Raw genomic sequence first — 26,330 nt, forward strand, 5'->3', positions numbered from 1 at the left:
AGAGTAGGTTCTTTTTTTATTCTAAAAATGGATTTAGATGGATATATTTTTTCCAGGATAAGACACATTTCTACAAATGTGACAGTTGTTTTGTCGATTGTCTATAAAAAAAGGATAAAAGTCCTATGAAATTTCAAGAAATAGAATAGACACTGTGTTACATTTTCTTTACAATAAGATTATTGTGATTTTAATAGAAAATTAATAAAAATGACTCATAAAAAGTAGATAGGGGGGATAAAGAATTGGGAATTTTTAACGGTACTATTGAGAATTTAGAACGAGGTTTGAATTTCGCATCTATGAAACAAAAGACTATAGCGCAAAATATAGCGAATGTTGACACTCCAAATTACAAAGCAAAAAGTGTTAACTTTAATGATTTTTTAGAAAATGCTAAGAAGTCTTCAATATCTGCCTACCGCACGGAAGAAAAGCATTTTAACTTTCAAGCTAGTCAAGCCTCACCTGGAGCATTTGATTATTCCAATTTAAGATATAGCAGTAATGGTAATGGGGTAGACATGGATAAGGAGCAGGCTAATTTAGCGACGAACCAGCTATACTATAATGCTTTAGTCGATCGTGTTAGCGGTAAGTTAAATAGTCTACAAACAGTTATTAAAGGAGGCGGTTGATAGTGTCTATATTTCATGGGATGAACACTACTGCGTCGGCACTTACAGCTCAACGTTTACGAATGGATGTTATTTCTTCTAATATGGCTAATGCAGAAACGACACGAGCGAAAATGGTCGATGGGGAATGGCAGGCATATAGAAGGAAAACGGTAACTCTACAACCAATCGAAGGTTCTTTTTCTAGCATTTTAAATGTAGCAAGAGGAACTTCTAGTAAAAGTGGGGTAGGAAATGGGGTAAAGGTGTCGGGAGTTAAAGAGGATGCAGAAACACCTTTTAAACTTGTATATGATCCTACACATATTGATGCTAACGAGGAAGGATATGTAGCAATGCCTAATGTCGATCCTTTAAGAGAGATGGTTGATCTTATCTCTGCTACTCGTTCATATGAAGCGAATGTCACTGTTTTTAATGCAAATAAAGCAATGCTTTCAAAGGCACTTGAAATAGGAAAATAGAAAGAAGGTTTAACGCTTAATGGCTATTGAATCAGTATCTATGTTTAATGTTGGCCAAGTAAATGCACCTTTGGCAACAAATAAGTTGAGTCCATCTCAAGCACAAGAAAACTTTGGTGATTTCCTTCAAAGTGCTATTAACTCGGTAAATGATACACAGAAGGCTTCAGATGTAGCAACAAACAAACTAATAAGTGGTGGAAACATTGAACTTCATGAAGTAATGATCGCATCACAGAAGGCAAGTATCGCATTAAATGCAACATTAGAGATTCGTAATAAAGTCGTAGAAGCATATCAAGAAATAATGCGTATGCAGGTTTAGACCTCGGTTATTGTAATATATCGAGCTAAAATATTCACCATAACCGGAGGATAAAAATGAATGAGCGTATAACAAAAATTAAAAGTGATATAACAACCTTTTGGAAGAGTCGGACTAAAGGTCAAAAAGGGACTATAATTGGCGGATTTCTAGGTGTAATAATTCTTGCTGCGGTCCTGACCTTTTTTCTAACAAGAACGGAAATGGTTCCTTTATATTCAGAGGTAACACCTTCTGAAGTAGGACGTATAAAAGAAAATTTAGATTCTAAAGGTATACCAAATGAAATTGCTGTTGGAGGAACTTCTATATTAGTTCCAAAGGAACAGAAGGATACTTTATTAGTGCAAATGGCTGCAGAAGGATTTCCGCAATCAGGAATGATTGATTATAGCTTCTTCTCTCAAAATGCAGGCTTTGGGATGACAGATAACGAGTTTAATGTATTAAAGCTGGCTACTACTCAAACTGAACTAGCCAATTTGATTAAAAGCGTGGAAGGTGTTAAGGAAGCAAAGGTAATGATTACCTTACCTGAAGAAGGGGTATTTTTATCTCAAAGCAATGAAACAGCAAGTGCCTCTATCGTGCTAAACACAGAACCAGGCTATCAATTTTCAGAGACACAAATAGCGTCCTTATACAATTTAGTTTCTAAATCTATACCGAACTTATCTACTGAAGATATCGTTATAAGAAACCAATTCCTAGAATATTTCGACCTCCAGCAGGCAAATGGTTCTGGCGGTACAACTGTCACAGATCAAATGACATTGAAGAAGACCATTGAGCGAGACTTGCAACGACAAGTGCAAACCATGCTAGGTACATTAATGGGTCAAGATAAAGTAGTAGTATCCATTACTACAGATATCGATTTTAAACAAGAAAATCGGGAAGAGAATCTCGTAGAGCCAGTCGATGTAGAAAATATGGCTGGAATTGAAATTAGTGCTCAGCGTATTTCTGAAACGTTTACCGGTAATAATCCAGTAGCTGGTGGTACTCCTCAAGGAGAGGATGCTACTGATAACTTCACCAATTACGTAGAAGGCACTACTGCTAATGGAGATTACGAAAGATCGGAAGATACAATAAACAATGAAGTAAATCGGATCAGAAAAGAAATTGTCGAAAGCCCATATAAAATTAGAGACATAGGTATACAAGTAATGGTTGAACCACCAGATGCAGAAGATGTTGCATCCTTACCGGACGATATACGAGGAGACATCGAACAGATGCTTGCTACGATTGTAAGAACTTCTATCGACAAGGGCGTAGGAGAACTAACAGAGGAACAAGTCGAAGACAAGATTGTAGTTTCGGTTCAAGAGCTGAGAGGGAAAACCTCGGTTGCTGAAGTATCTTCTCCAACAATCCCTTGGTGGATATATGTAATTGGTGGAATATTATTAGTCTCCATTATTCTTCTAGTCATTAGTTTACTTCGTTCAAGAAGAAGTGATGAAGAGGAAGAATTACTAATTGTTGAAGAGGCAAGAGAGATACCAAAAGTTGATGATATTAATAATGAAAAAGAAACAGAATCTACTTTAAGACGTAAGCAGCTAGAAAAAATGGCAAAAGACAAGCCAGAGGAATTTGCAAAGTTATTACGTACTTGGATAGCAGAGGATTAAGGAGGGACGGCTATGAGTAAAAAAGAGAAAGAAAAAGAATTAACAGGTAAGCAAAAAGCCGCGCTCCTATTAATTTCTCTAGGACCAGAAGTGTCTGCTTCCATTTATAAGCATTTAAATGAAGAAGAAATTGAACGATTAACTCTTGAAATATCTGGAGTGAAAAAAGTAGAACCAGAAATAAAAGAAGGTATTATAGAGGAATTTCATCATATTGCCCTAGCACAGGATTATATATCACAGGGTGGTATTGGCTACGCAAGGACAGTTCTTGAAAAGGCACTTGGTAGTGAGCATGCTCAAGCAATTATCAACCGTTTGACGTCCTCCTTACAAGTCCGTCCTTTTGATTTTGCTAGAAGAGCAGAGCCAACGCAGCTGTTTAACTTTATACAAAATGAACATCCTCAAACGATTGCTTTAATCTTATCTTATCTTGAACCACAGCAGGCGGGGATTATTTTATCTTCCCTGCCTCAAGAAGTACAAGCAGATATCGCTAGAAGGATTGCAACAATGGATTCTACTTCACCGGAAGTGATTAGTGAAATAGAATCAGTGCTTGAGAGAAAACTTTCCTCTACTGTAACTCAGGACTTTACAGAAACTGGCGGTGTAGATGCAGTTGTAGAAGTACTAAATGGTGTTGATCGAACTACTGAAAAAACCATTTTGGATGCTCTAGAGATTCAAGATCCAGAGCTTGCAGAAGAGATTAAAAAGAGAATGTTTGTATTCGAAGATATTGTTACGTTGGACAACCGTTCTATTCAAAGAGTTATACGTGATTGTGAAAATGAAGATCTTATTCTTTCTATGAAGGTATCGAGCGAGGAAGTGAAGGATATTATCTTCCGTAATATGTCTACGCGTATGGCAGAAACGTTCAAAGAAGAAATGGAAGTCATGGGTCCTGTTCGATTACGTGATGTAGAAGAAGCTCAAAGTAGAATTGTATCGGTTATTAGACGTTTAGAAGACGCAGGTGAAATTATCATTGCCCGTGGTGGAGGAGATGACATTATTGTCTAAAATTTTCCGAAACGTACAAATGGATGGAAATGCTGAAAAATTTCGTCCGATTCATATAAGAAATCTCACTGTAGAAGAGACAAGTGATGAAACACCGCTCGCTATAAAGGAAAACTTCAATATAGAGCGTAGCAAAATGTTGGAAGAGGTCAACCAAGAAATAACGAATAAACAGAAACAGCTGCAATTAGAAGTGGAAAATACTCGGCAACAAATTCAACAGGAACTAAATGAATGGAATAACCAAAAGCTTAGCTATCAACAAAGTGCTTACGAAGAAGGATTTGCACAAGGTGTAGAAGAAGGCAGGCAAAAGGCACTAGCTGACATGCAAAGTTCACTAAAAACAGCAAACGAAGCGATGCAAACAGCATATGAAAATGCTGCTGCCTATTTACAGCAACAAGAGCAAGTAATTCTTGAGTTGAGTATTCGAAATGCAGAGCGCATTATTGGGGTTAAATTAGAGGAAAATCACGATTTATTTTTGTCTATTGTTCAAAGGGGCTTAAAAGAAGCTCGTGAAATGAAAGAAATAAAAATATATGTATCCCCGTATTATTTCAATCTAGTGTCTAAAAATCGAGAAGAGCTTGCTTCGATCTTCCCAATAGACGTGCCATTTATGATTTTCGTGGACGAGGAAATGAATGATACAGATTGTTATATTGAAACAAATCATGGTCGAATAGTTGTAAGTATTGATGAACAAGTAAAAGAGTTAAGACGTAAGCTTGTTGATATTCTTGAAAGCATGGAGTGAGAGTAATGAAAGCAATCGATTTAATCCAACAAATACCAAAAGTCTCTACTTTTAAAAAGTACGGCCGTGTAAATCGTGTAGTTGGATTAATGATTGAGTCGCAAGGCCCCGAGAGCTCTATTGGAGATGTATGTAAAATCCATATTAATTCTGCTAAAAATGGTCCATCTGTCATTCTTGCTGAAGTAGTAGGCTTTAAAGAAGAAACTGTAGTCCTGATGCCTTATACAAATATACGTGAAATTTCCACAGGGTGTTTAGTAGAAGGAACAAACAGTCCTTTAGAAATAAAAGTAGGTCCTGAGTTAATTGGGAAAGTACTTGATTCCATGGGTAATCCAATAGATGGAACCGTGCTACCTAAAGGCTTAAGTACGGTTGGTACCGAGCAAGATCCTCCAAATCCTTTAACTAGGCCACCTATTCATGAGCAAATTGAGGTGGGTGTGAAGGCGATTGATGGTATGCTAACAGTCGGAAAGGGACAAAGGGTTGGTATTTTTGCTGGTTCAGGTGTAGGTAAAAGTACCCTACTTGGGATGATTGCAAGAAATACGAATGCTGACTTAAACGTAATTGCCCTTATTGGAGAACGTGGCAGAGAGGTTCGAGAGTTTATTGAACGGGATCTTGGCAAAGAAGGATTGGAAAAGTCAATCGTGGTAGCTGCTACTTCTGACCAGCCAGCTCTTATGCGTATTAAGGGAGCATTTACTGCAACTGCTATTGCAGAGTATTTTCGAGATAAAGGCTTAAATGTCATGCTAATGATGGATTCCGTTACCCGAGTAGCGATGGCTCAAAGAGAAATAGGATTAGCAGTTGGTGAACCTCCAGCTACAAGAGGATATACTCCCTCCGTATTTTCTATTTTACCTAAGCTGTTAGAACGAACGGGCACTAATGAAAAAGGAAGCATTACAGCGTTCTATACGGTACTCGTAGATGGAGACGATATGAATGAGCCTATTGCTGATACAGTCCGAGGAATACTAGACGGACATATAGTGCTTGATAGGGCGCTAGCCAACAAAGGGCAGTTTCCTGCTATCAATGTGTTAAAAAGTATAAGTCGTCTAATGAACCATATTTCAGATGAACAGCATGTGAAGGCTGCTGAAAGGCTGCGTGAGCTTTACTTTACTTACAATAAATCAGAGGATTTGATCAATATAGGGGCATACAAGCGAGGAACTTCCAAAGAGATTGATGAGGCCATTCAATATGAACCTTTAATTACTGCTTTTTTAAAGCAAGGATATTTGGATAAAGTTTCTTTGGACAATAGTGTTCATGAATTAGTGATGTTATCAGGCGGAGGAGCTTAAGATGGTTGCTTATCAATATAAATTTGCTAAGGTGCTTACGGTTCGTGAACAGGAAAAGTCAGAAACAGAAATAGCATACAAAGAATCAGTTAATGCCTTTGAACAGGTTGCTACGGAACTATACAATCTTTTGAAAAAAAGAGAGTCTACTCTAGACACTCAAAACGATTTGCTGTCCAATGGATTAAGTATTGATGGAATACATCATTATTCTAATTTTCTAGAGAGCCTACAAAAAAGAATTGAAGTTGTACAAAAAGAGGTTATACAGGCTAGATCCAAGATGAACTGGTATGAGGAAAAACTGTTGGAAAAAAGCTTAGAGGTTCGGAAGTTCGAAAAAATGAAAGAAAAGGATTTTGAAAGTTTTCAACAAGAACAGTATCGCTTAGAAGCGATTGTTTTAGATGAGATTTCTTCCTTAAAGTTTCAAAACAAAGAGATTAGGTGAGTAAAGCATGGCAAAAAAGAATAATCAAAAGAAAAGCCTTCATACGATGGACAACGGGCCAAGAAAAATCGGCTTAGGCAAGAAAATATTATATTTGTTTATTATACCGCTTCTCTTTGCTTTGGCTCTCCTTTTAACTTTTGCCCAAATAACAAATATTAATGTATTTGAAAAAGCTAAAGAACTTACATCATTTGGTGAGGATAAGCCATTGGATGACAATACAAAATCAATCCGCTTAGAAGAGCGAGTTGTTTCACTGCAAGCAGAGATTCAGCAAAAAGAAGTACAAATTAATCAACTTCATGACGAAATAGAAAACTCTGAGAAATCCCAAGAATCCCTGTTGTTAGAACAGGAAAACCTTTTGCAGGAAATTGAAGAACTAAAGAGACAAAATGAGCAATCAAAGAGAGATTATGCCGAGGTAGTTTCTACCTTCGAAAAAATGTCTGCAAAATCAGCAGCTCCCGTTATCTCGAATATGAGTGACGCAGAGGCAATGAGAATTTTGGCGAGTTTAAAACCAGATACTGTTGCAAAAATTTATGAAAAAATGTCACCTCAGGATGCTGCTAAATATACTGAGCTAATGACCAAGCAGTAAATCGTGTTTTGCATGTGAGAGGAGGTGAAAGAAAAATGAACATAGCGATTGTTAATATGAGACCTCCTGTAGCTGTGCAACCTAAAACAGAGTTACCAACAGGTAACAGTCAAGCCTTTGGAAATGTATTTGGACAAATTCTTTCCAGTCAGTCTGTACCATCTGTAAATGTGGAAAGTCCTGTGAATACAGAGCAAAGTCTTATCCAAGATTTACTTTCTCTATTAGATGTCGAATCCATAGAGGATGCACAGAAATTACTTCAAACGGATGAACTACTAGTAGACTCAAATGACTTACATCAATTGTTAAATAAACTGCTAAGCAAACTTGAAGATTTGGAGAATCCAGATCAGAAACAGGATGTCTGGGAAATTCTTGCGAATGTAATGGAACAGCCTCAAAAGCTTGTTGACTCTATCCTTTTAACTTTAAATGGGCAAGCATCGAATAATGTTACAAGTCCAGTGGAAGCAAAACAAGCAGTAGAACTTTTAAAGATAGTCCAACTTATAGGAAACAAAAGTGATTTGACATTCAAACAAGAAACGACACTTTTTGATCTAAAACAAACGTTGGAAACTTTAAAGGAAAACTTAACAAATTTACCATTAACACAAGGTAGAAACTCTACTCCCGTAGCTAAAGCATTTATACAACAAGTGGTAATGCATCAATCAGTAACTAAAGGAATGAGTACAGAAGTAGTAACAGAAAGTAAAGAAACCACTTCTGTAAATCAAGGTCAGACAACCACTGTACAAACAAAAGTAGAGACAGTGTCCATGACTCTCCCTACACAAAAGTCTGCTCAGTCAGAGGAGTTTCTAAAAGAACTTCAAAAGGTGATGAATCGGGTACAATTTGGACAAGCAGCAGGAGCCAATAGATTAGTAATTAAGCTATATCCTGAACAGCTTGGAACAATCCGCATTGAGTTGATACAAAAGGATGGAATCTTAACTGCAAAAATGCTTGCATCAACTGCCTTAGGGAAAGAATTGCTTGACACGCATTCTGGTCAATTAAGACAAGGACTGGCAAACCAAAATATACAAATAGAGAAGCTGGAAATTACCCAGGCTTTGCAGGATGCAGCAAAACAGGAGAAAAACCAAGGTTTCCAAGACTCTACTTTTAAACAACATAGACAGCATGATGAACAAGAAGAAGACTCGGATGTTTCAGATACACAAACCACGTTCCAAGAATTCCTAAGTGAAATAGAGGTATAAAAATGGCTGATTTAACACCAATTACAAGCAATATGTACCTGTCATCTAAAAAAACGACAAAAACAACGGGTAATAGTACGCTCGGAAAAGATGAATTTTTAAAAATATTGATGACACAACTTCAAAATCAGGATCCTACAAATCCAATGAAGGATAACGAATTCATTGCTCAAATGGCACAGTTTTCTTCCTTAGAGCAAATGACGAACTTAACGAATGCCTTTGAAAAGTTTGCCCAGGCACAAGAACAAACCCAAATGATTGAATACAGCAATTTTGTTGGTAAGCAAGTAAAATGGCACGAGCTAACAGATAAAAAAGATGAAGATGGTAAGCCAATTACGAATGAAGGAACTGGCTCTATAGCTGGAGTTAAATTCGTAGATGGTAGTGTAGAATTTACTCTATCTGATGGAAAGAAAATCACACCAGGCAATATTTCAGAAGTATTATCAAGCAATGCAAGCTCTAATAGTTTAGTAGAGGCAAGCATGATGATTGGAAAAACTATTGGTTATACTGCTGAAGCTGGACAAACTACAGGTGTTGTTGAATCCGTCTCTAAAAAAGATGGTGCGATTGTATTTAATCTTTCTGGTGGTACAACGATAACAGCAGATAAAATTAATTCTATTCAATAATAAATAGAACGGAGACTTGCAATGGACCAAGTTACTATTAACCGTGTCTCCATGCAGCCAGGTATCCGTCAACCAATAACCGCTAAGCAAGTCACACCGCCCAAACAGGCGTTTTTACAGCATTTACATGAAGCCACGGTAAAAACAGAATTAAAGGTAAGCAAACATGCCAATCAGCGATTACTAGAAAGAAATATTCATATTTCAGATGCGCAGTGGCAGCTTGTAAGTGACAAAGTATCAGAAGCGCGCTCCAAAGGTGTCAAGGACTCATTAGTATTGATGGAACAAGCAGCCTTAATCGTTAGTGCAAAAAATGCCACGGTTATTACTGCAATGGATCGCAAGGAAGCAAACAATCAATTGTTTACCAATATAGACGGCACAATAGTGCTAGGATAGCAGGACCTTTAAAGGATGCTATGTGCAGTGGACTGATTGAAGCTAGCACACAAATCGAAGGGAGAAATTCATCAATGATTCGCTCAATGTACTCAGGTATCTCAGGACTTAAAAACTTTCAAACAAAATTAGACGTAATAGGTAACAACATCTCTAACGTAAACACTTACGGATTTAAAAAAGGTCGTACTGTTTTTAAAGATTTGATCTCACAAACAACTTCTGGTGCTTCTGCTCCATCAAACACTAGAGGGGGAGTTAATGCTAAACAAGTAGGATTAGGCTCACAGCTAGCAACTATTGATACAATACACTCTGGTGGATCACTGCAATCAACTGGTAATACATTAGACCTTGGTATATCGGGAGATGGATATTTTCAATTAACTGATAATGCAGGTACAGATATTTCTTATACTAGGGCAGGGAACTTCTATATGGATAGTAATGGTGATTTAGTTAATGGGGATGGGTTATACGTTGTAGGAGATACTTTTCCGATTCGTATCCCTACTACTGCTCAAAGTATGTCTATTGGACAAGATGGTACCGTAACTTTTGTGGATGAGAATGGTGCTTTACAGGATGCAGGAGTAATCCAAATTGCAAAATTCCCAAACAGCGGTGGATTGACAAAAGCAGGTTCAAATTACTTTAAGGAATCTCCTGCTTCTGGAGCCCCACTTGATGGGAATCCACTTGAAGAAGGTAGAGGCTCAATCCAATCAGGCTTCCTAGAAATGTCTAACGTTGATTTATCTGAAGAGTTCACAGACATGATTGTAGCGCAACGTGGATTCCAAGCTAATACTCGTATTATCACAACTTCAGACCAAATCTTAGAGGAATTAGTTAACTTAAAACGATAAAGAATAGTTTAACAGCTTGACAGTAAGGGAGGGGTGGGCCGTTCCTTGAATGGCCCGGCCCTTAAATAAATGATTAGTTTAACTCGTTTAAACGGTAAAGAGTTTTCGTTAAATGCATTATACATAGAGACGATTGAATCTTTTCCAGATACTACGATAACGCTAACGAACGGTCATAAATATGTGGCGTTAGAATCACGAGAAGATGTGTATGAAAAAATCGCTCAGTTCTACAAGGAAATACATATTTTATCGAATCCTTATTTAAGAGGTGAACAGGATGAAGAATAACAACAAGCTATTAACAATGATGCTAATTATTTTAGTTTCTCTTACTTTGGTAGGTGTGGTTGCAATTTTACTATATTTTCAATTCAATAAAGGTGAAGAAGCAAACGAACCTACAATAGATGAGATTGTCGAGTCTTCTGTAGACATTCAGGAAATTACAACTAATTTAGCAGGCGACAAATTTATCCGGATTTCTATGAAAGTTCAAACGGATAGTACAAAGGCGGCAGAGGAACTTACAAAACGTGATTTCCAAGTGAAGAATATTTTGATCACGGAGCTTTCAGAAATGTCGCCAGAGGATTTAGAAGGTAAGCAAGGAAAGCTAACCTTAGAGTCCTCGCTTAAAACTAAAATAAATGAATTGATGAATGAAGGAGAAGTACAGCAGGTTTATATTACTTCTTATATTATTCAGTAAAGTACTTTTTTGAATGGAGGTGGGCAGATTGGCAGGAGATATATTATCTCAATCAGAAATAGATGCATTGTTAAGTGCCCTTTCGACAGGTGAAATGACAGCGGACGAAATGAAGAGCGAACAGGAATCAAAGAAAATTCGTACTTATGATTTTAAGAGAGCTCTGCGTTTCTCGAAAGACCAAATACGAAGTTTGACACGTATACATGAAAATTTCGCACGTCTTTTAACCACATTTTTTTCTGCCCAGTTAAGATCATATGTTCAAATATCTGTAGTGTCCGTAGACCAAATTCCTTTTGAGGAGTTTATACGCTCTGTACCTCATATGACACTCATAAATGTGTTTGAGGTTCCGCCTCTAGAAGGCAACATTCTAATGGAGATAAATCCCAATATCGCATACTCCATGCTGGATTTGTTAATGGGAGGGAAGGGTCAGACGCATACAAAGGTAGATAATCTAACTGAAATAGAAACAAAAATAATGACAAATCTCTTTGAAAAATCCTTTGATAATTTAAGAGAAGCATGGAGTAATATAGCGGATATCGATCCAATCTTAACAGAATTAGAGATAAACCCGCAATTTTTACAAATGATTTCGCCAAATGAGACGGTAGTTGTCATATCGTTTAATACGGTTATTGGAGAAACCAGTGGAATGATTAATATTTGTATTCCTCATGTAGTATTAGAACCAATTGTACCTAACCTATCAGTGCGCTACTGGATGCAAACGAATAAAAAAGAAGTGTCACCGGAACAATTAGCAGTCCTTAAAAAACGTGTTAAATCAGCAGAAATACCAGTCGTGGCTGAATTAGGTTCTACTGAAATCACGATGGAAGATCTTTTATATCTTCAGTTGGGCGATGTCATTCAATTAAATGCTAAAGTGGAAGATGCTCTTACAATTAAAGTAGGAGATATACCAAAGTTTAAAGCACAGCCCGGTAAGCTTAAAAAGAAAATGGCAGTACAAATAATTGAAACTTTGAAAGGAGGAGAGGATGATGATGAGTGATGATATGCTCTCCCAAGAAGAAATTGAAGCCCTCCTACGTGGAACGGTTGACAATGTGAAGGAAGAAAAAGCAAACATAAATACAACGAATATTGAAGATTACTTAGACTCTTTTGCTATAGATACGTTAGGGGAGATCGGTAATATTTCCTTTGGAAGCTCTGCTACTGCTCTATCTTCCTTATTAGGTCAAAAAGTGGATATTACTACTCCACATATTAGCATGATTAATAGAAGTAAGTTAGTGGAGGAATTTCCACATCCTTATGTCGCCGTACAAGTCCAATATACTGCTGGACTAATAGGTATGAATCTACTAGTTATTAAGCAGTCAGACGCTGCAGTAATTGCTGACTTAATGCTAGGTGGAGATGGGATAGATCCAAGCCCTCAACTAAGTGAAATTCAATTAAGTGCCGTACAAGAGGCTATGAACCAAATGATGGGCTCTGCAGCTACTTCAATGTCCACTGTATTCAATAAAAAGGTAGATATCTCTCCACCTTCCATAGATATTTTAAATCTGATCGAAGGGGAAGGCGAGGAAGCGATCCCTAATGATGACTTGCTTATTAAAATATCTTTTAGACTACGAGTAGGAAGCTTAATAGATTCTAATATTATGCAGCTTATACCATTAGAGTTTGGTTTAAGCCTTGTTAAGACACTTCTGGGAGAGGGAGAAGATGCTCAGCCAGAGGCAGCAGCAACGATATATGAGGAAAGAGTAGAAACTAACCACGTATCTGCTCCTGTGCCAGACTATTATGAGGCACCACCAGTTCAACAATCAGTTGTACCACCAGTTCAACAATCAGTTGTACCACCAGTTCAACAGCCAGTAGCACCGCAGCATCAACCAAGACAAAGTAATACACCACCTGTAGAGGTGCAACAAGCTCAATTTGCTAGTTTTGAAGCAACAAATCTTACACCTAATGAGTCTAGAAATTTAAATTTACTGCTTGATATTCCTCTTCAAGTAACAGTAGAATTAGGTCGTACTAGAAGAACGGTGAAGGAAATTTTGGAACTTACTAGTGGTTCTATCATAGAGCTGGATAAATTAGCCGGAGAGCCTGTAGATATACTTGTAAATAATCGTCATATTGCCAAAGGGGAAGTCGTTGTAATTGATGAGAACTTTGGTGTTCGAATTACAGATATTCTAAGCCAGGCGGAACGAATTAATAATTTACGTTAAGTAATGGAGGAGACATAATATGTCGAAGAGAATTTTAATAGTGGACGATGCTGCATTTATGCGCATGATGATTAAAGATATTTTATCAAAAAATGGTTTTGAAGTAGTGGGTGAAGCCGCAGATGGTGTACAAGCAGTAGAAAAGTACGCTGAACTAAAACCTGATTTAGTGACGATGGATATTACGATGCCTGAAATGGATGGTATCGAGGCTTTAAAGAAAATTAAAGAAAAAGATCCTAGTGCAACTATTATTATGTGTTCTGCTATGGGACAACAGGCGATGGTTATTGATGCTATTCAAGCTGGGGCAAAGGACTTTATCGTAAAACCTTTCCAAGCTGACCGAGTAATTGAAGCAATCTCTAAAGCGATAGGGTAAGAAATGATGTGGAAGCTTTACCTAAGTATTTGTATTGCATTTCTTTTATCGATCTCTGTCCCTTTAGGCACGGAGGCAGCTGTAGATTCAAATGAGAGTATTAAAGAGAGTTTTGAACGTATAAACAAGGGAACTGCCCCAGACGCAGAGCCCGAGGAAAACAAAGAATTAGATCAGGAAGAAAATACTCCACAAGAAGCAAGTTCAAGTGGAGTATCTATTACAGCCTGGGATTACATTAAAATGATTTTTGCCTTGGTATTTGTCATTGCTTTGTTGTATGGGTTATTACGTTTCATCAATAAACGAAATAGAAGCTTTCAGCATAACCAGCTCATCCATAATCTTGGAGGAGTTGGGGTTGGTCAAGGCAAGTCAATTCAGTTAATGCAAATTGGCAACTCGCTGTATTTAGTAGGAATTGGAGAAAATATAAATTTACTGAAAGAAATTACAGATCCTCAAGAAATAGAAGAGTTAACAAAGCTATATGAGGATAAGCTTGGAAGTGCTCAAACGCTTCCTTATATTATGGAGTTAATGAATAAACTATCAAAAAACAAGATTCATAAGACAAAAAATAATGAAAATCCTTCATTTAATGAAACGTTTCAAAAGAAGCTAGATGATATAAAAAGAGACCGTAGTGAAGTATTAAAGGATTGGAAGACAAAGGAGCGCAAAAACAATGAATGATTTCGTCCAATTCTTCTCGGACAGTGATCCGTCAAATGTCTCCACTTCTATCAAATTAATGCTTTTACTAACGGTTTTATCTTTGGCACCGAGTATTTTAATATTAATGACTTCCTTTGCTAGAATCATGATTATTTTGTCTTTCGTTCGTACAGCTTTAGCAACCCAACAAATGCCACCTAACCAAGTATTAGTTGGTTTAGCCTTATTCTTAACGTTTTTTATCATGGCACCAACGCTTCAGGAAGTGAATGAAACGGCCTTGACTCCTCTCTTTGATGAGGAGATTACGTTAGAACAGGCATATGAAAATGCTAGTGGACCATTTAAGGATTTCATGAGTGAGCATACAAGACAAAAGGATTTAGAACTATTTCTAAGATATACCGAAGCAGAGCGGCCAGAATCAATTGATGACATCCCTCTAACAGTGATGGTACCAGCTTTTGCTTTAAGTGAAATTAAAACAGCCTTTCAAATAGGCTTTATGATCTTTATCCCCTTCTTAGTAATTGACATGATTGTGGCAAGTGTCCTAATGTCGATGGGGATGATGATGTTACCACCGGTAATGATATCCTTACCATTTAAGATTTTATTGTTTGTGTTAGTGGACGGATGGTATTTAGTTATGAAGTCCATCCTACAAAGTTTTTAGGAGCTGATTGTATTGAGTAATGAAATGGTAATATCAATTGCAGAAAGAGCCATTTGGGTCATTCTTCTTGCATCAGGTCCTCTTTTGTTAGTGGCTTTAATAACAGGTCTTGCAGTGTCTATCTTTCAAGCAACAACACAGATTCAGGAGCAGACTCTTGCATTTGTTCCTAAAATTATTGCAGTTTTAGTGGCTATCGTCTTTTTTGGACCATGGATGCTATCGCAAGTGACCTCCTATGCTGCAGATATTTTTGAAAACTTAGTGAGATATATTGGTTAGTTCAATGGAAGAGATCATACCTAGCCTAACTGTATTACTATTAATTATTGCAAGAGTTTCAGCGTTCATGATTACATTGCCACTGTTTTCACATCGTACTATTCCAGCTACGCATAAAATTGCCTTTGCAGTAATTCTTTCGTGGATGATGTATTACACGATGGATGTGAGTCCTTTTGAAATTAACGGAGAATACATACTATTAATCATCAAGGAAGTAATGGTAGGTTTATTTGTAGGGTTACTAGCCTATATCATTCTTTCTGCAATTCAAATTGCCGGCGGATTTATCGACTTCCAAATGGGGTTTGCAATTGCCAATGTAATAGACCCTCAAACTGGAGCCCAAAGTCCGTTGATAGGACAATTTTTAAATATTATTGCACTTTTATTACTGTTAGCTTTAAATGGTCATCATTTGCTCTTAGACGGAATTTTTTATAGCTATCAGTTTATCCCTATGGAAACGACTTGGCTCGCTTTTGGACAAGAAAATTATGTGGAATTCATTATGAAAACATTTGCGGGAGTTTTTGCAGTTGCCTTCCAGATGTCTATTCCTATCGTGGCGACTCTATTTCTAGTGGATATCGCATTAGGAATAACAGCTCGTACTGTTCCTCAATTAAATATTTTTGTAGTGGGATTCCCCATAAAAATTGGAGTTACATTTATTGTGTTATTAGTCATGATGGGAGTCTTACTGGCTGTTATGCAAAAAGTATTCGAGATGATGATCATCGCTATGCGAGATTTAATGATAATTTTAGGTGGTGGCTAATATGTTGATGCTCCGATTGAATTTACAGTACTTCGCAGGAGAAAAGACAGAAAAGGCTACTCCTAAAAAAAGACAGGATTCTCGAAAAAAAGGACAAGTGCTAAAAAGTCAGGATGTCACAAGTGCCATTGTGTTACTAGCAGTTTTCGTCTTTATGTTTTTCTTTGCAGGATTTTTACGAAATGAGATTTTTACTTTTTTCAATGTTACTTTTACAAAGTATATGTTAATGGATTCAATTTCCATCCCCATAGCTATTGAAATTTATAAGGATATGCTAATGGAAATGGCGATGATTTTGCTCCCTATCATGTTAGTAGCTGTAGTAGCAGCTGTTGCGGCAAACTTCTTTCAGTTTGGCTTGCTGTTTACGACGGAGCCTTTGAAATTTGATTTGAAGAAAATAGACCCGATAAAGGGACTTAAACGAATCTTCTCGATGAGGGCGGTCATTGAACTATTAAAATCCATTCTGAAGATTGCATTTATAGGATCTGTCACAACGATGATTTTATGGATGAATCTTGAGCAAGTGCTCTCTTTATCCTTCAAAACTGCCTGGGACACCTTATCAACTATAGGCTGGCTAACAGGGATGATGGGTATTGTCGCTTCCCTTGTCTTGTTGTTTATATCGATCTTAGATTTCTTCTATCAGCGCTTCGATTACGAGAAAAACTTGAAGATGTCTAAGCAGGATATAAAGGACGAACATAAGAACTCAGAGGGAGATCCTATTATTAAATCACGTATCCGGCAGAGGCAAAGAGAAATGGCCATGCGTCGAATGATGCAGGAAATTCCTACAGCTGATGTTGTCATTACGAATCCTACTCATTATGCTATTGCACTAAAGTACGATGACCAATCAATGGAAGCGCCAATCGTAGTGGCGAAAGGTGCCGATTACGTTGCTCAAAAGATTAAAATGATTGCTAAGGAAAATGACGTGGTAATGGTTGAAAATCGGCCACTGGCTAGAGGGATGTATGACCAAGTTGAAATTGGTCAACGAATTCCCGATGAATTCTTTAAGGCGGTAGCAGAGGTATTAGCTTACGTTTATCGCATTAAACAAAAAATTTAAAGATTGAGGTGGAAGTATATGCAAGTCCGCGATATATCCGTATTAGCAGCAGTTATTTCTATTGTGGCTATGCTCGTGATACCTCTTCCTCATTGGTTATTGAGTTTTTTAATCATTGTTAATATTACTATTGCTCTATTGATTTTAATGACTGCAATGAATATGCAAGAGGCATTACAATTTTCTGTCTTCCCAACATTATTATTATTAGTAACCTTATTTAGACTTGCGCTTAATGTTTCCACTACACGCGCGATTTTGGCTGAAGGGGATGCGGGGAAAGTAGTAGAAACGTTTGGAACATTTGTTACAGGTGGGAATATGTTAGTTGGGTTAGTAGTTTTTGCAATTTTAGTTATAATCCAATTTATCGTAATTACTAAGGGAGCGGAACGTGTATCAGAGGTTGCTGCCCGTTTTACCTTGGATGCCATGCCTGGTAAACAAATGAGTATTGACGCTGACTTAAATGCCGGAATGATTTCGGAAAAGGAAGCAAGAGAGAGACGTGAAAAGGTAAGTGGAGAAGCCGACTTTTATGGAGCAATGGATGGTGCAACCAAATTCGTAAAGGGTGATGCGATCGCTGGTATTATTATCGTAATTATTAACTTACTATTTGGTATTATCATCGGTGTAGTTCAGTTTGGACTACCTTTTGGTGAGGCTGCCGTTTTATTCTCTACAATGACTGTTGGGGATGGACTTGTTTCTCAAATACCTGCTCTTTTAATATCAACTGCAACTGGTATTGTCGTTACACGAGCAGCATCTAAAGGAAACTTGGGTGGAGATATTACTGGTCAGCTATTAAATCAGCCTAAACTGCTCTACGTTGCTGCTGCAACAATAGCCCTTCTAGGAATTGTGACTCCGATAGGACTAATTTTGACTCTCCCTATTTCCATTATTCTTGTTATTGGTGCTTATATGATGGGGAAATCAGAAAAAGAAGATCCAGAGGAGCTAGAGGAATTCCAAGAGGAAGCTGCTACGGACAACATGAAAAGTCCTGAGAATGTTATTAATCTATTAAATGTAGATCCTATAGAATTTGAATTTGGCTATGGACTAATTCCACTTGTTGATACCGCACAAGGCGGAGATTTGCTCGACCGTGTAGTTATGATACGAAGACAGCTTGCACTTGAGCTCGGTATAGTAATTCCTGTCGTACGTATACGAGATAATATTCAGCTACAGCCAAATGAGTACCGCATCAAAATAAAAGGAAATGAAATGGCTCGAGGAGAATTGCTGTTAGATCACTATCTTGCTATGAGTCCTGGAGACGATGATACGATCGAAGGGATTGATACGATTGAACCTTCTTTTGGATTGCCGGCTAAATGGATAACTGAAGCGGTCAAGGAAGAAGCAGAGATTATGGGATATACAGTCGTAGACCCACCTAGCGTTGTTTCTACTCATATGACAGAAATTATCAGAAACCATGCCCATGAGTTACTTGGTAGACAAGAGACGAAGCAGCTCATTGATCACATTCGTGAAACATCACCAATTCTAGTGGACGAATTGACTCCAACTCCGATGACGATAGGAGAGATTCAAAAGGTACTAGGAAACTTACTAAGAGAGCATGTTTCAATCAGAAACTTGCCAATTATTTTCGAAACACTTGCAGATTATTCAAAAATGACATCCGATGTCGATATATTAACTGAATACACTAGACAAGCTTTAGCAAAACAAATAACTTCTCAATATGCTGGGAGCAGTAATACACTCAAAGTTTTAACGGTGTCTGGTAAGGTAGAGAAAATGGTTGCTGATAGTATTCAACAAACTGAGCATGGTAACTACCTTTCAATTGATCCTACTGATTCGCAAGCTATATTGGAATCTATGGCAAGAGAGGTGGAACGAGCTTCTCTGATGGAGCAGTCGCCGATAATATTATGTTCACCAGCAGTAAGAATGTACTTAAGACAAATGACCGAAAGATATTTCCCTCAAATCCCGATTCTTTCGTATAACGAACTAGAATCATCTATTGAGGTACAAAGCGTTGGGGTGGTGAATGTTGAATGAAAATGAAAAAATATATCGCAGCCACTATGCCTGAAGCAATGAAGGCTATTCGAAAAGAATTAGGAGACGAAGCAGTAATCTTGAGTTCTAAGGTTGTATACTCAAAGGGTTTTCTAGGGATGTTTAAAAAGAAATCCATTGAGGTTTTAGCTGGAATGGATAGTATAGAACTTCCAAATAAAGCACCAAATTTACCGACTGTTCAACTTGATCCAGATTCTAATCAAGCTTCAGAGATAAAAAAAGAATTAGAAGATATAAAGAATATGGTTAAATCGATTCAACGTCCACAGTTGGAACAACAATATTCGGAAGAACTTCATACACTTATTCACCACCTTAAGCAACAGGAACTAGCAGAGGAGCTTATCACACGAGTAAGTGATGAGCTTTTTGTGCATGGTAAAAAAACGATTGATGAACAATTAGAGTTCACAAAAAACTATTTAAATAATCTCCTAAGTGACCTTTCATTTGGGGGAATCTCCTACGAAAGAAAATTTATTAATGTTCTAGGGCCAACAGGTGTTGGTAAAACAACGACGATTGCGAAAATGGCGGCCCGTGCAGTTCTTGAAAAGAAGAAAAAAGTAGGTTTTATCACAACAGATACTTACCGCATTGCCGCAATAGAACAATTAAAAACATATGCGGGTCTTCTACAGGCACCTATCGAAATTGTCTACAGTCAAAAAGACTTCCAACAAGCTGTTCATCAGTTTGAGAAATTGGACCTGGTCTTTATCGATACGGCAGGTAGAAACTATAAAGAAGTTAAATTTGTAGAGGACTTACAAAAGTTAATCGATTTTAAGGACAACACAGAAACTTTTCTCGTACTTTCTTCTACCTCTAAAGAAAGAGATATGGAAGTAATAATAGAGCAATTTACAGAGTTTCCAATTGAAAAACTGATATTTACTAAAATCGATGAAACAAATTCTATTGGCTCGATGATTAATTTAATGGTTAAATATAACAAGGGACTTGCTTACTATACAGATGGGCAAGAAGTACCGGAAGATATTGTAGAGGCTAGTCAAGATGGAATAGTCGAGTTGCTATTAAAGGGGATTCATAATGAGAGATCAAGCTGAGGAATTACGATTGAGAATGCTTAGCAATCATAGTCAGTTAGGCCGTTCAATTGCAGTAGTTAGTGGAAAGGGTGGTGTAGGGAAAAGTAATTTTTCTACAAACTTCACATCGATGCTAAGTGCGCAAGGGAAAAAAGTAGTCTTAATCGATATGGACATTGGAATGGGTAATATTCACATTTTACTTGGAAAATCGGCACCTCATAATTTAAAAGATTATTTAGTGGGAGAAAAATTATTAGAAAGTGTCATGTTTGATGGACCAAATGGACTGAAATATATATCTGGAGGTTCAGGGCTAAATGGAGTCTTAGAGTGGTCGGACAGTATGTTTGAACGGCTAATTGAAGCGTTTGAATTTCTTCAAAAGTCCTATGATTATATTATCTTCGATATGGGTGCTGGGGCAACATCTCAAACATTAGACTTGTTAGTTGCATTAGATGACATTATCGTCATAACAACGGCAGAGCCTACATCAATTACGGATGCCTACTCTATGATGAAATATATATATCTTAAAGATCCACAGAAAAGCTTCTTTCTTTTATGCAATCGAGCTTTTTCAAAAGAAGAGGGAGAAGATACGACGGCTAGATTGAAGTTGGCTATGTCCAAATTCCTTTCTAAGGATGTTGTTGTTCTAGGGAGCTTACCAGAGGATCCCACCGTACGTAAAGCAGTCCAACAGCAGGTACCTTTTTCCATTTTATATCCGCAAAGTGAAATCTCTAAAAAGCTTTCCTCTATTGTTAGCAAGTTTACTGAAGAACAGTTGGAAGTAGTTCCTTCTAATCCGAGTAAGTTTATTGATAAATTGAAAAGCTTATTTAAAGGAGGCGGTAAGTAGGATGGGACCAAAGAAAAAATTACTTATCGTGGATGATTCAGCTTTTATGCGTAAATTAATCGGAGACTTCTTTAAGGAAAGCAAAACAATTGAAGTAGTAGGTATAGCCCGAAATGGATCAGATGCCCTCAGAAAAATTAAAACACTACGTCCTGATGTTATTACGATGGATGTAGAAATGCCAGAGATGAATGGGATAGAAGCACTAAAACAAATAATGATTGATTCTCCTGTTCCAATCATTATGCTTTCTAGTACTACTCAACGGGGTACGGAAAGTACTTTACTAGCTATGGAATATGGTGCAGTAGACTTTGTAGCTAAACCTAGCGGCACCATATCTTTAGATTTACATAAGATTAAAGATGAATTAGTTGAAAAAGTAGAACATGCTTCAAGAATCACGATAAGTAAATTAAAAAAAGTAAAACTACCAACAAGAGAAGAGCCAAAGGTAGCGGTGAACCAATCTGTTACACATAGGCTGCTAAACAAAAAAAAGATGGTATTGATTGGTACTTCTACAGGGGGACCACGAGCTTTACAAGAGGTTCTACCCAATTTACCAGGAGATTTAAAGGCTCCTGTTCTAATAGTCCAGCATATGCCTCCTGGGTTTACTAAATCACTTGCGGATCGTTTAAACCAACTATCCGAGATAGAGGTAAAGGAAGCAAGTGAAGGAGATATTATTCGGAATGGACATGCCTATATAGCTCCAGGTGGATATCATATGCGCATAAAAAAAGTAGGAACCGCTTATACGATAAAACTAGATGACGTAGAGCCCCCTAGAGGAGGACATAGACCGTCTGTGGACGTTCTATTGGAAGACAATAGCAGCTATAATGACTTTGATAAAATCGTAATCATTATGACTGGTATGGGTTCGGACGGCTCTAAAGGCCTGAAGCGGTTAGTTGAGGCTGGTAATGTAGTAACAATTGCTGAATCCTCGAATACATGTATTGTTTATGGCATGCCTAAAGCAGCAGTAGAGACAAAATTAGTGAACGAAGTCGTAGATTTAGAGAGAATTGCAAACACAATCACACGGTATTTACCTTAAAGGGGAGTTAAGTTCATGGATATCAATCAATATTTAGAGATGTTTATAGAAGAAAGTAAGGAGCATTTACAGGCATGTAATGATCATTTACTAGAACTAGAGAAAAATCCCCAGGATCTTTCTATTGTTAATGAAGTATTTCGTTCTGCTCACACATTAAAAGGTATGTCTGCAACTATGGGGTACGAGGACATAGCTAATCTTACTCATAAGATGGAGAACGTTCTAGACGAAATACGAAATAGCCGTTTAAATGTTACTCCAGAGCTTCTTGACGTAGTTTTCGTAGCGGTGGACCAGCTAGAAGAAATGGTCTTTAACATTGCTGAAGGCGGAGATGGAAAACTGAATGTAGAAGAGACTGTAAGAAAGCTTCATGAGATTGAAACCGGAGAAATAGAAGTTGCTGCTACTGTTGTAAATAATGTTTCTTCAACCTCTCTAGAAAATTATTTAACTTATGACGATTATGAAATGACTGTCATACAGCAATCTGCAGAACAAAATTATTTTTCATATGAGATCTCTATCAAACTTCGTGAAGATTGCTTGCTTAAAGCTGCCCGTGTGTATATGGTTTTTGAGCTACTTGAAAAAATGGGAGATGTTATTAAATCTTCTCCTTCAGTTGAAAAGCTCGAAGATGAGGATTTTGATGAGCAGTTCTATGTAGCCTTCGTTACGACGGAGACGCAAGCTGATGTACAGAAGAAGCTGATGAAAGTATCAGAGGTTACGGAGGTAATCGTAAACACGGTTAGTCTGGAACAATTAAAGAAACGACAAAGTGAAGCATTTGAAAAAGAAGGAAGCACTGTCATAGAACTACAGACAGAAGAGAAACCAACAACAGAAGTCAAGGCTTCCGGCGAAAAACAAGTAGCTACAAAGAATAACCAGACCCACGGCAACAAAACAATTCGGGTTAACATCGAGAGATTAGACATTTTAATGAACTTGTTTGAAGAGTTAGTAATTGATAGAGGTAGGCTTCAATCGATTTCTGAAAATCTTCATGATAGTGAATTAGAGGAAACGGTAGAACGTATGGCAAGAATTACGGGTGATTTACAGAATATTATTCTCACAATGCGTATGGTACCAGTAGATACAGTATTCAATAGATTTCCTAAAATGGTTAGACAGCTGGCAAGAGACTTGAACAAAAAGATTAATCTACAAGTTATCGGTGCAGACACAGAATTAGATCGTACGGTAATAGATGAAATTGGAGATCCACTTGTTCATCTTATTAGAAACTCTTTAGATCACGGCATTGAAAGTCCTGAAATTCGAAAAGCAAAAGGTAAACCTGAAGAGGGTACTGTTATACTTCGAGCTTATCATAGTGGTAATCACGTCTTTATTGAAATCGAGGACGATGGTGCAGGGATTAGTCGTGAAAGAGTATTGAAAAAAGCAATAGCTAAAAACATTGTTACACCAGAGGCCGCAACGGCAATGAGTGATAAACAGGTTGCGGAGTTAATATTATCATCTGGTTTTTCGACGGCGGAAGTTATTTCTGATGTATCAGGACGTGGCGTAGGTCTTGATGTAGTAAAAACAACGATTGAATCATTGGGAGGATCTATTGAGATTTCTTCTACTGAAGGACAAGGGTCCTTGTTTTCTATTCAGTTACCTTTAACGCTGTCTATTATTTCAGTCATGTTAGTGGAACTAGGAGAAGAAATTTTCGCTGTCCCTCTTTCTTCTATTATTGAGACCGCAATCATTCGTTCTTCCGATATTTTAAATGCTCACAATCAGAAGGTCATCGATTTCCGTGGCAAAGTTGTGCCGCTTGTATTCTTAGAAGAAGTATTTGAAGTTCCTCATGAGCGTCTAAAGGAAGAATTTCATTCCGTAGTGCTTGTAAGAAAAGGAGATAAAATGGCTGGCTTAGTTGTTGATTCATTTATTGGCCAACAAGAGATTGTATTAAAAACTCTTGGAACATACTTGTCTAGTGTCTTTGCTATTTCAGGAGCAACTATTCTAGGAAATGGGAAAGTAGCCTTAATAATTGATTGTAACGCTTTAATAAGGTAGGGGGAAAAATAATGACAGAGGCTTTAGAAACAGAAAACTTAAAAGTAGTTGTTTTTCAATTAGCAGACAAAGAATACGTAATACCAGTAAGCCAAGTACAAGGAATTGAGAAACTGATTCATATAACAAGAGTTCCCAAGACTCCTTCTTTTGTAAAGGGTGTCATAAATTTACGTGGTGTAGTTACACCTATTATCGATTTGAAAAGCAGATTTGGTTTAGGTGAAAGTAATTTAAATGATTCCTCTCGAATTATTATAATTTCATTAGATGATATGAATGTAGGGGTCATCGTAGACTCTGCAAATGATGTATTAGATATTCCGAAGGATTCCATTGAACCACAGCCAGAAGTAGTTGGAGGATTAGAACAAGACTTTATAGCAGGTGTTACTAAAATTGACAAGCGTCTATTAATATTGCTGCATCTAGATTTAGTTTTAAACCCTATTAAGACAGGAGCTTAGTCTAATGTTTGAAAAGCAAATTACTTCCGTCCATCTGGATGTCCTACGAGAAATTGGGAATATTGGAGCAGCTCATGCTGCTACTGCACTCTCCATGCTATTAAACAAAAAAATAGACATGAATGTTCCTAAGGTAGAAATGGTGACCTTCGATGAAATGATGGAGCTAGCCGGCGGAGCAGAAAGTGTTGTGGCAGGTATATATCTTCGAATTGCTGGAGATGTCAATGGGAGTATGTTCTTTGTATTACCAGTGGAGCAAGCAAATCAATTTATTCGAAGATTAGTTCAAGATGACCAAATAGATTTCGAAAAGGCTCAAGTAACTGAGATTGGCGCATCTGCTCTTCAAGAACTAGGTAACATATTATCAGGCTCTTATTTATCCGCTCTCTCTGATTTTACAAAGCTAAATATATATCCATCTGTTCCTGCATTGTGTGTAGATATGGTAGGAGCAATCATCAGTTTTGGTCTTGTAGAGCTTTCACAAATAAGTGATTATGTTATTGTCATTGATACAGCTATTAATGAGGAAGAAATGGAAAATGGAAAAAGTGTCCACGGACATTTCTTCTTACTTCCAGATCCAGAATCATTTCAGACGATTTTTCAAGCCTTAGGAGTAGAATAATATGATGGAACAAGCTCAAATGGCTGCGGTGGTGAAGGTAGGAATTGCTGATATGAACATTGTAAAGGCTCCTCAAATTATAAGGACCACAGGCTTGGGGTCTTGTGTTGGAGTAGTTTTATATGATGATAAATCTCAGATAGCTGGTATGGTTCATATAATGCTTCCTAACTCTTCTTTAGGTAGAGGTGAAAACATTAATGCGGCCAAGTTTGCTGATACGGGTATTCAAGCGCTTATTAACCTCTTAAAGCTTGAAGGGGTAAGTAGTGATAGACTACGAGCTAAAATAGCTGGCGGTGCACAAATGTTTCAATTTTCGTCCAGTAGAGACACGATGAGAATAGGTCCTAGAAACGTAGAAGCAGTAAAAGAATATTTAAAAAAATACTCCATCCGAATAATTTCAGAAGATACTGGAGGGAATAGCGGGAGAACAATTGAGTTTGATCCTCTAACCAAGCTGTTAAATGTACGGACGGTTAACCAAGGGGTGAAAAATATTTAATGGTTGGAACGATTATGTCTAATTTTTGGATAGCGTTGCTAACATTTAGCATTCTTTTTCTCTTCTCTTACCCATTTATAGAAGGGGCAATTATTCTTATACCGATTATTTTGTGGGCTATCCTATCTTTCTTTATAACTTTTGGGGGACGTGCAATTTTATCTTATGTCCTAGACGATAGAATGAAAAAAATAGAAATCGAGGTTCCTTTTACCCAGGATAGTTCTCAAACAACGGTTGTCGGATCAAAAGAGTACGCTGAAATTATAAAAGGTATGATAAATGAGGAATCTTAAGTGGGGGGCGATTTTTCTTCGTCTCCCCTTTTTATACGAAATTTTGGTATAATATCCATAAATAATAGAATGCAG

32 protein-coding genes are annotated in these 26,330 nt (G+C 37.4%); all 32 read left to right on the forward strand.

Translation table 11 applies throughout. The features are described from left to right. Positions 1 to 245: 245 nt before the first annotated feature. The 32 genes from flgB to Q0371_RS11450 all read left to right on the forward strand — a co-directional run bounded on the left by flgB (position 246) and on the right by Q0371_RS11450 (position 26,255). Positions 246 to 638: a flagellar basal body rod protein FlgB gene (flgB, locus tag Q0371_RS11295; protein WP_298471132.1), complete on the forward strand. Its 393-nt coding sequence runs from the start codon at positions 246 to 248 to the stop codon at positions 636 to 638. A 2-nt stretch (positions 639 to 640) separates the two neighbouring features. After that, positions 641 to 1,102, forward strand: a complete 462-nt coding sequence (gene flgC, locus Q0371_RS11300) for a flagellar basal body rod protein FlgC (protein ID WP_169358589.1) — start codon at positions 641 to 643, stop codon at positions 1,100 to 1,102. 19 nt (positions 1,103 to 1,121) lie between these two features. After that, a complete protein-coding gene (gene fliE / locus Q0371_RS11305; RefSeq protein WP_298471135.1) occupies positions 1,122 to 1,427 on the forward strand; it encodes a flagellar hook-basal body complex protein FliE in 306 nt (101 codons plus the stop codon). Between the two features lie 56 nt (positions 1,428 to 1,483). Continuing rightward, a complete protein-coding gene (gene fliF / locus Q0371_RS11310) occupies positions 1,484 to 3,070 on the forward strand; it encodes a flagellar basal-body MS-ring/collar protein FliF (protein WP_298471137.1) in 1,587 nt (528 codons plus the stop codon). Positions 3,071 to 3,082: 12 nt separating this feature from the next. Next, positions 3,083 to 4,102, forward strand: a complete 1,020-nt coding sequence (gene fliG, locus Q0371_RS11315; protein ID WP_169358592.1) for a flagellar motor switch protein FliG — start codon at positions 3,083 to 3,085, stop codon at positions 4,100 to 4,102. Then, positions 4,086 to 4,865 (forward strand): flagellar assembly protein FliH, encoded by a 780-nt coding sequence (gene fliH, locus Q0371_RS11320; protein ID WP_169358593.1) that lies wholly within the window; start codon positions 4,086 to 4,088, stop codon positions 4,863 to 4,865. The genes fliG and fliH overlap by 17 nt, the downstream gene beginning before the upstream one ends. 5 nt (positions 4,866 to 4,870) lie before the next feature. After that, positions 4,871 to 6,193, forward strand: coding sequence for a flagellar protein export ATPase FliI (gene fliI / locus Q0371_RS11325; protein ID WP_169358594.1), 1,323 nt, complete (start codon positions 4,871 to 4,873; stop codon positions 6,191 to 6,193). 1 nt (position 6,194) lies between these two features. Next, positions 6,195 to 6,644: a flagellar export protein FliJ gene (gene fliJ, locus Q0371_RS11330; RefSeq protein WP_298471141.1), complete on the forward strand. Its 450-nt coding sequence runs from the start codon at positions 6,195 to 6,197 to the stop codon at positions 6,642 to 6,644. Positions 6,645 to 6,651: 7 nt separating this feature from the next. Further along, complete coding sequence (locus tag Q0371_RS11335) at positions 6,652 to 7,251, forward strand: hypothetical protein (protein WP_169358596.1); 600 nt, start codon at positions 6,652 to 6,654, stop codon at positions 7,249 to 7,251. Between the two features lie 35 nt (positions 7,252 to 7,286). Next, positions 7,287 to 8,486, forward strand: coding sequence for a flagellar hook-length control protein FliK (locus Q0371_RS11340; protein ID WP_169358597.1), 1,200 nt, complete (start codon positions 7,287 to 7,289; stop codon positions 8,484 to 8,486). 2 nt (positions 8,487 to 8,488) lie between these two features. Continuing rightward, the gene (gene flgD, locus Q0371_RS11345) at positions 8,489 to 9,127 is read left to right on the forward strand and encodes a flagellar hook assembly protein FlgD (RefSeq protein ID WP_169358598.1); all 639 of its coding nucleotides are present in this window, start codon (positions 8,489 to 8,491) and stop codon (positions 9,125 to 9,127) included. Between the two features lie 21 nt (positions 9,128 to 9,148). Further along, positions 9,149 to 9,529 carry a TIGR02530 family flagellar biosynthesis protein gene (locus tag Q0371_RS11350; RefSeq protein ID WP_169358599.1) on the forward strand — a complete coding sequence of 127 codons (381 nt, stop codon included), beginning with the start codon at positions 9,149 to 9,151 and terminating at the stop codon, positions 9,527 to 9,529. 74 nt (positions 9,530 to 9,603) lie between these two features. Next, on the forward strand, positions 9,604 to 10,398 hold the full coding sequence (flgG, locus tag Q0371_RS11355; RefSeq protein ID WP_298471146.1) for a flagellar basal body rod protein FlgG: 795 nt from the start codon (positions 9,604 to 9,606) through the stop codon (positions 10,396 to 10,398). Positions 10,399 to 10,467: 69 nt separating this feature from the next. After that, positions 10,468 to 10,689 (forward strand): flagellar FlbD family protein, encoded by a 222-nt coding sequence (locus Q0371_RS11360; protein WP_169358601.1) that lies wholly within the window; start codon positions 10,468 to 10,470, stop codon positions 10,687 to 10,689. Beyond that, the gene (gene fliL, locus Q0371_RS11365; protein ID WP_298471149.1) at positions 10,679 to 11,110 is read left to right on the forward strand and encodes a flagellar basal body-associated protein FliL; all 432 of its coding nucleotides are present in this window, start codon (positions 10,679 to 10,681) and stop codon (positions 11,108 to 11,110) included. The genes Q0371_RS11360 and fliL overlap by 11 nt, the downstream gene beginning before the upstream one ends. A 28-nt stretch (positions 11,111 to 11,138) precedes the next feature. Further along, the gene (gene fliM, locus Q0371_RS11370) at positions 11,139 to 12,137 is read left to right on the forward strand and encodes a flagellar motor switch protein FliM (protein WP_169358603.1); all 999 of its coding nucleotides are present in this window, start codon (positions 11,139 to 11,141) and stop codon (positions 12,135 to 12,137) included. Beyond that, complete coding sequence (gene fliY, locus Q0371_RS11375) at positions 12,130 to 13,341, forward strand: flagellar motor switch phosphatase FliY (protein ID WP_298471194.1); 1,212 nt, start codon at positions 12,130 to 12,132, stop codon at positions 13,339 to 13,341. Before fliM ends, fliY begins: the two co-directional genes overlap by 8 nt. Before the next feature lie 19 nt (positions 13,342 to 13,360). Further along, positions 13,361 to 13,723, forward strand: a complete 363-nt coding sequence (locus Q0371_RS11380; RefSeq protein WP_169358604.1) for a response regulator — start codon at positions 13,361 to 13,363, stop codon at positions 13,721 to 13,723. A 6-nt stretch (positions 13,724 to 13,729) separates the two neighbouring features. Continuing rightward, on the forward strand, positions 13,730 to 14,419 hold the full coding sequence (locus Q0371_RS11385) for a flagellar biosynthetic protein FliO (RefSeq protein WP_298471153.1): 690 nt from the start codon (positions 13,730 to 13,732) through the stop codon (positions 14,417 to 14,419). Continuing rightward, on the forward strand, positions 14,412 to 15,077 hold the full coding sequence (gene fliP / locus Q0371_RS11390) for a flagellar type III secretion system pore protein FliP (protein ID WP_169358606.1): 666 nt from the start codon (positions 14,412 to 14,414) through the stop codon (positions 15,075 to 15,077). Before Q0371_RS11385 ends, fliP begins: the two co-directional genes overlap by 8 nt. Positions 15,078 to 15,089: 12 nt before the next feature. After that, the gene (gene fliQ, locus Q0371_RS11395) at positions 15,090 to 15,359 is read left to right on the forward strand and encodes a flagellar biosynthesis protein FliQ (RefSeq protein WP_144538065.1); all 270 of its coding nucleotides are present in this window, start codon (positions 15,090 to 15,092) and stop codon (positions 15,357 to 15,359) included. Positions 15,360 to 15,363: 4 nt separating this feature from the next. Continuing rightward, positions 15,364 to 16,140 (forward strand): flagellar biosynthetic protein FliR, encoded by a 777-nt coding sequence (gene fliR, locus Q0371_RS11400; RefSeq protein ID WP_298471196.1) that lies wholly within the window; start codon positions 15,364 to 15,366, stop codon positions 16,138 to 16,140. Between the two features lies 1 nt (position 16,141). Beyond that, complete coding sequence (gene flhB, locus Q0371_RS11405; protein ID WP_298471160.1) at positions 16,142 to 17,227, forward strand: flagellar biosynthesis protein FlhB; 1,086 nt, start codon at positions 16,142 to 16,144, stop codon at positions 17,225 to 17,227. Between the two features lie 18 nt (positions 17,228 to 17,245). Continuing rightward, a complete protein-coding gene (flhA, locus tag Q0371_RS11410; RefSeq protein WP_298471162.1) occupies positions 17,246 to 19,279 on the forward strand; it encodes a flagellar biosynthesis protein FlhA in 2,034 nt (677 codons plus the stop codon). Beyond that, complete coding sequence (gene flhF, locus Q0371_RS11415) at positions 19,276 to 20,376, forward strand: flagellar biosynthesis protein FlhF (RefSeq protein WP_298471164.1); 1,101 nt, start codon at positions 19,276 to 19,278, stop codon at positions 20,374 to 20,376. Before flhA ends, flhF begins: the two co-directional genes overlap by 4 nt. Further along, positions 20,360 to 21,226, forward strand: a complete 867-nt coding sequence (locus Q0371_RS11420; protein WP_298471166.1) for a MinD/ParA family protein — start codon at positions 20,360 to 20,362, stop codon at positions 21,224 to 21,226. Before flhF ends, Q0371_RS11420 begins: the two co-directional genes overlap by 17 nt. A 1-nt stretch (position 21,227) precedes the next feature. Then, a complete protein-coding gene (locus Q0371_RS11425; RefSeq protein WP_169358611.1) occupies positions 21,228 to 22,295 on the forward strand; it encodes a chemotaxis response regulator protein-glutamate methylesterase in 1,068 nt (355 codons plus the stop codon). Between the two features lie 15 nt (positions 22,296 to 22,310). Beyond that, on the forward strand, positions 22,311 to 24,350 hold the full coding sequence (locus tag Q0371_RS11430; RefSeq protein WP_298471170.1) for a chemotaxis protein CheA: 2,040 nt from the start codon (positions 22,311 to 22,313) through the stop codon (positions 24,348 to 24,350). A gap of 11 nt (positions 24,351 to 24,361) precedes the next feature. Further along, entirely contained in the window at positions 24,362 to 24,817 is a 456-nt protein-coding gene (locus tag Q0371_RS11435; protein ID WP_169358613.1) for a chemotaxis protein CheW, read from the forward strand. Positions 24,818 to 24,821: 4 nt separating this feature from the next. After that, positions 24,822 to 25,451 carry a chemotaxis protein CheC gene (locus Q0371_RS11440; protein WP_169358614.1) on the forward strand — a complete coding sequence of 210 codons (630 nt, stop codon included), beginning with the start codon at positions 24,822 to 24,824 and terminating at the stop codon, positions 25,449 to 25,451. Positions 25,452 to 25,455: 4 nt separating this feature from the next. Continuing rightward, complete coding sequence (locus Q0371_RS11445) at positions 25,456 to 25,959, forward strand: chemotaxis protein CheD (protein ID WP_169358715.1); 504 nt, start codon at positions 25,456 to 25,458, stop codon at positions 25,957 to 25,959. Continuing rightward, positions 25,959 to 26,255 carry a hypothetical protein gene (locus Q0371_RS11450; RefSeq protein ID WP_298471175.1) on the forward strand — a complete coding sequence of 99 codons (297 nt, stop codon included), beginning with the start codon at positions 25,959 to 25,961 and terminating at the stop codon, positions 26,253 to 26,255. The genes Q0371_RS11445 and Q0371_RS11450 overlap by 1 nt, the downstream gene beginning before the upstream one ends. Positions 26,256 to 26,330: the final 75 nt, after the last annotated feature.

This window comes from uncultured Psychrobacillus sp. (assembly GCF_938022135.1).
Taxonomy (GTDB): domain Bacteria; phylum Bacillota; class Bacilli; order Bacillales_A; family Planococcaceae; genus Psychrobacillus.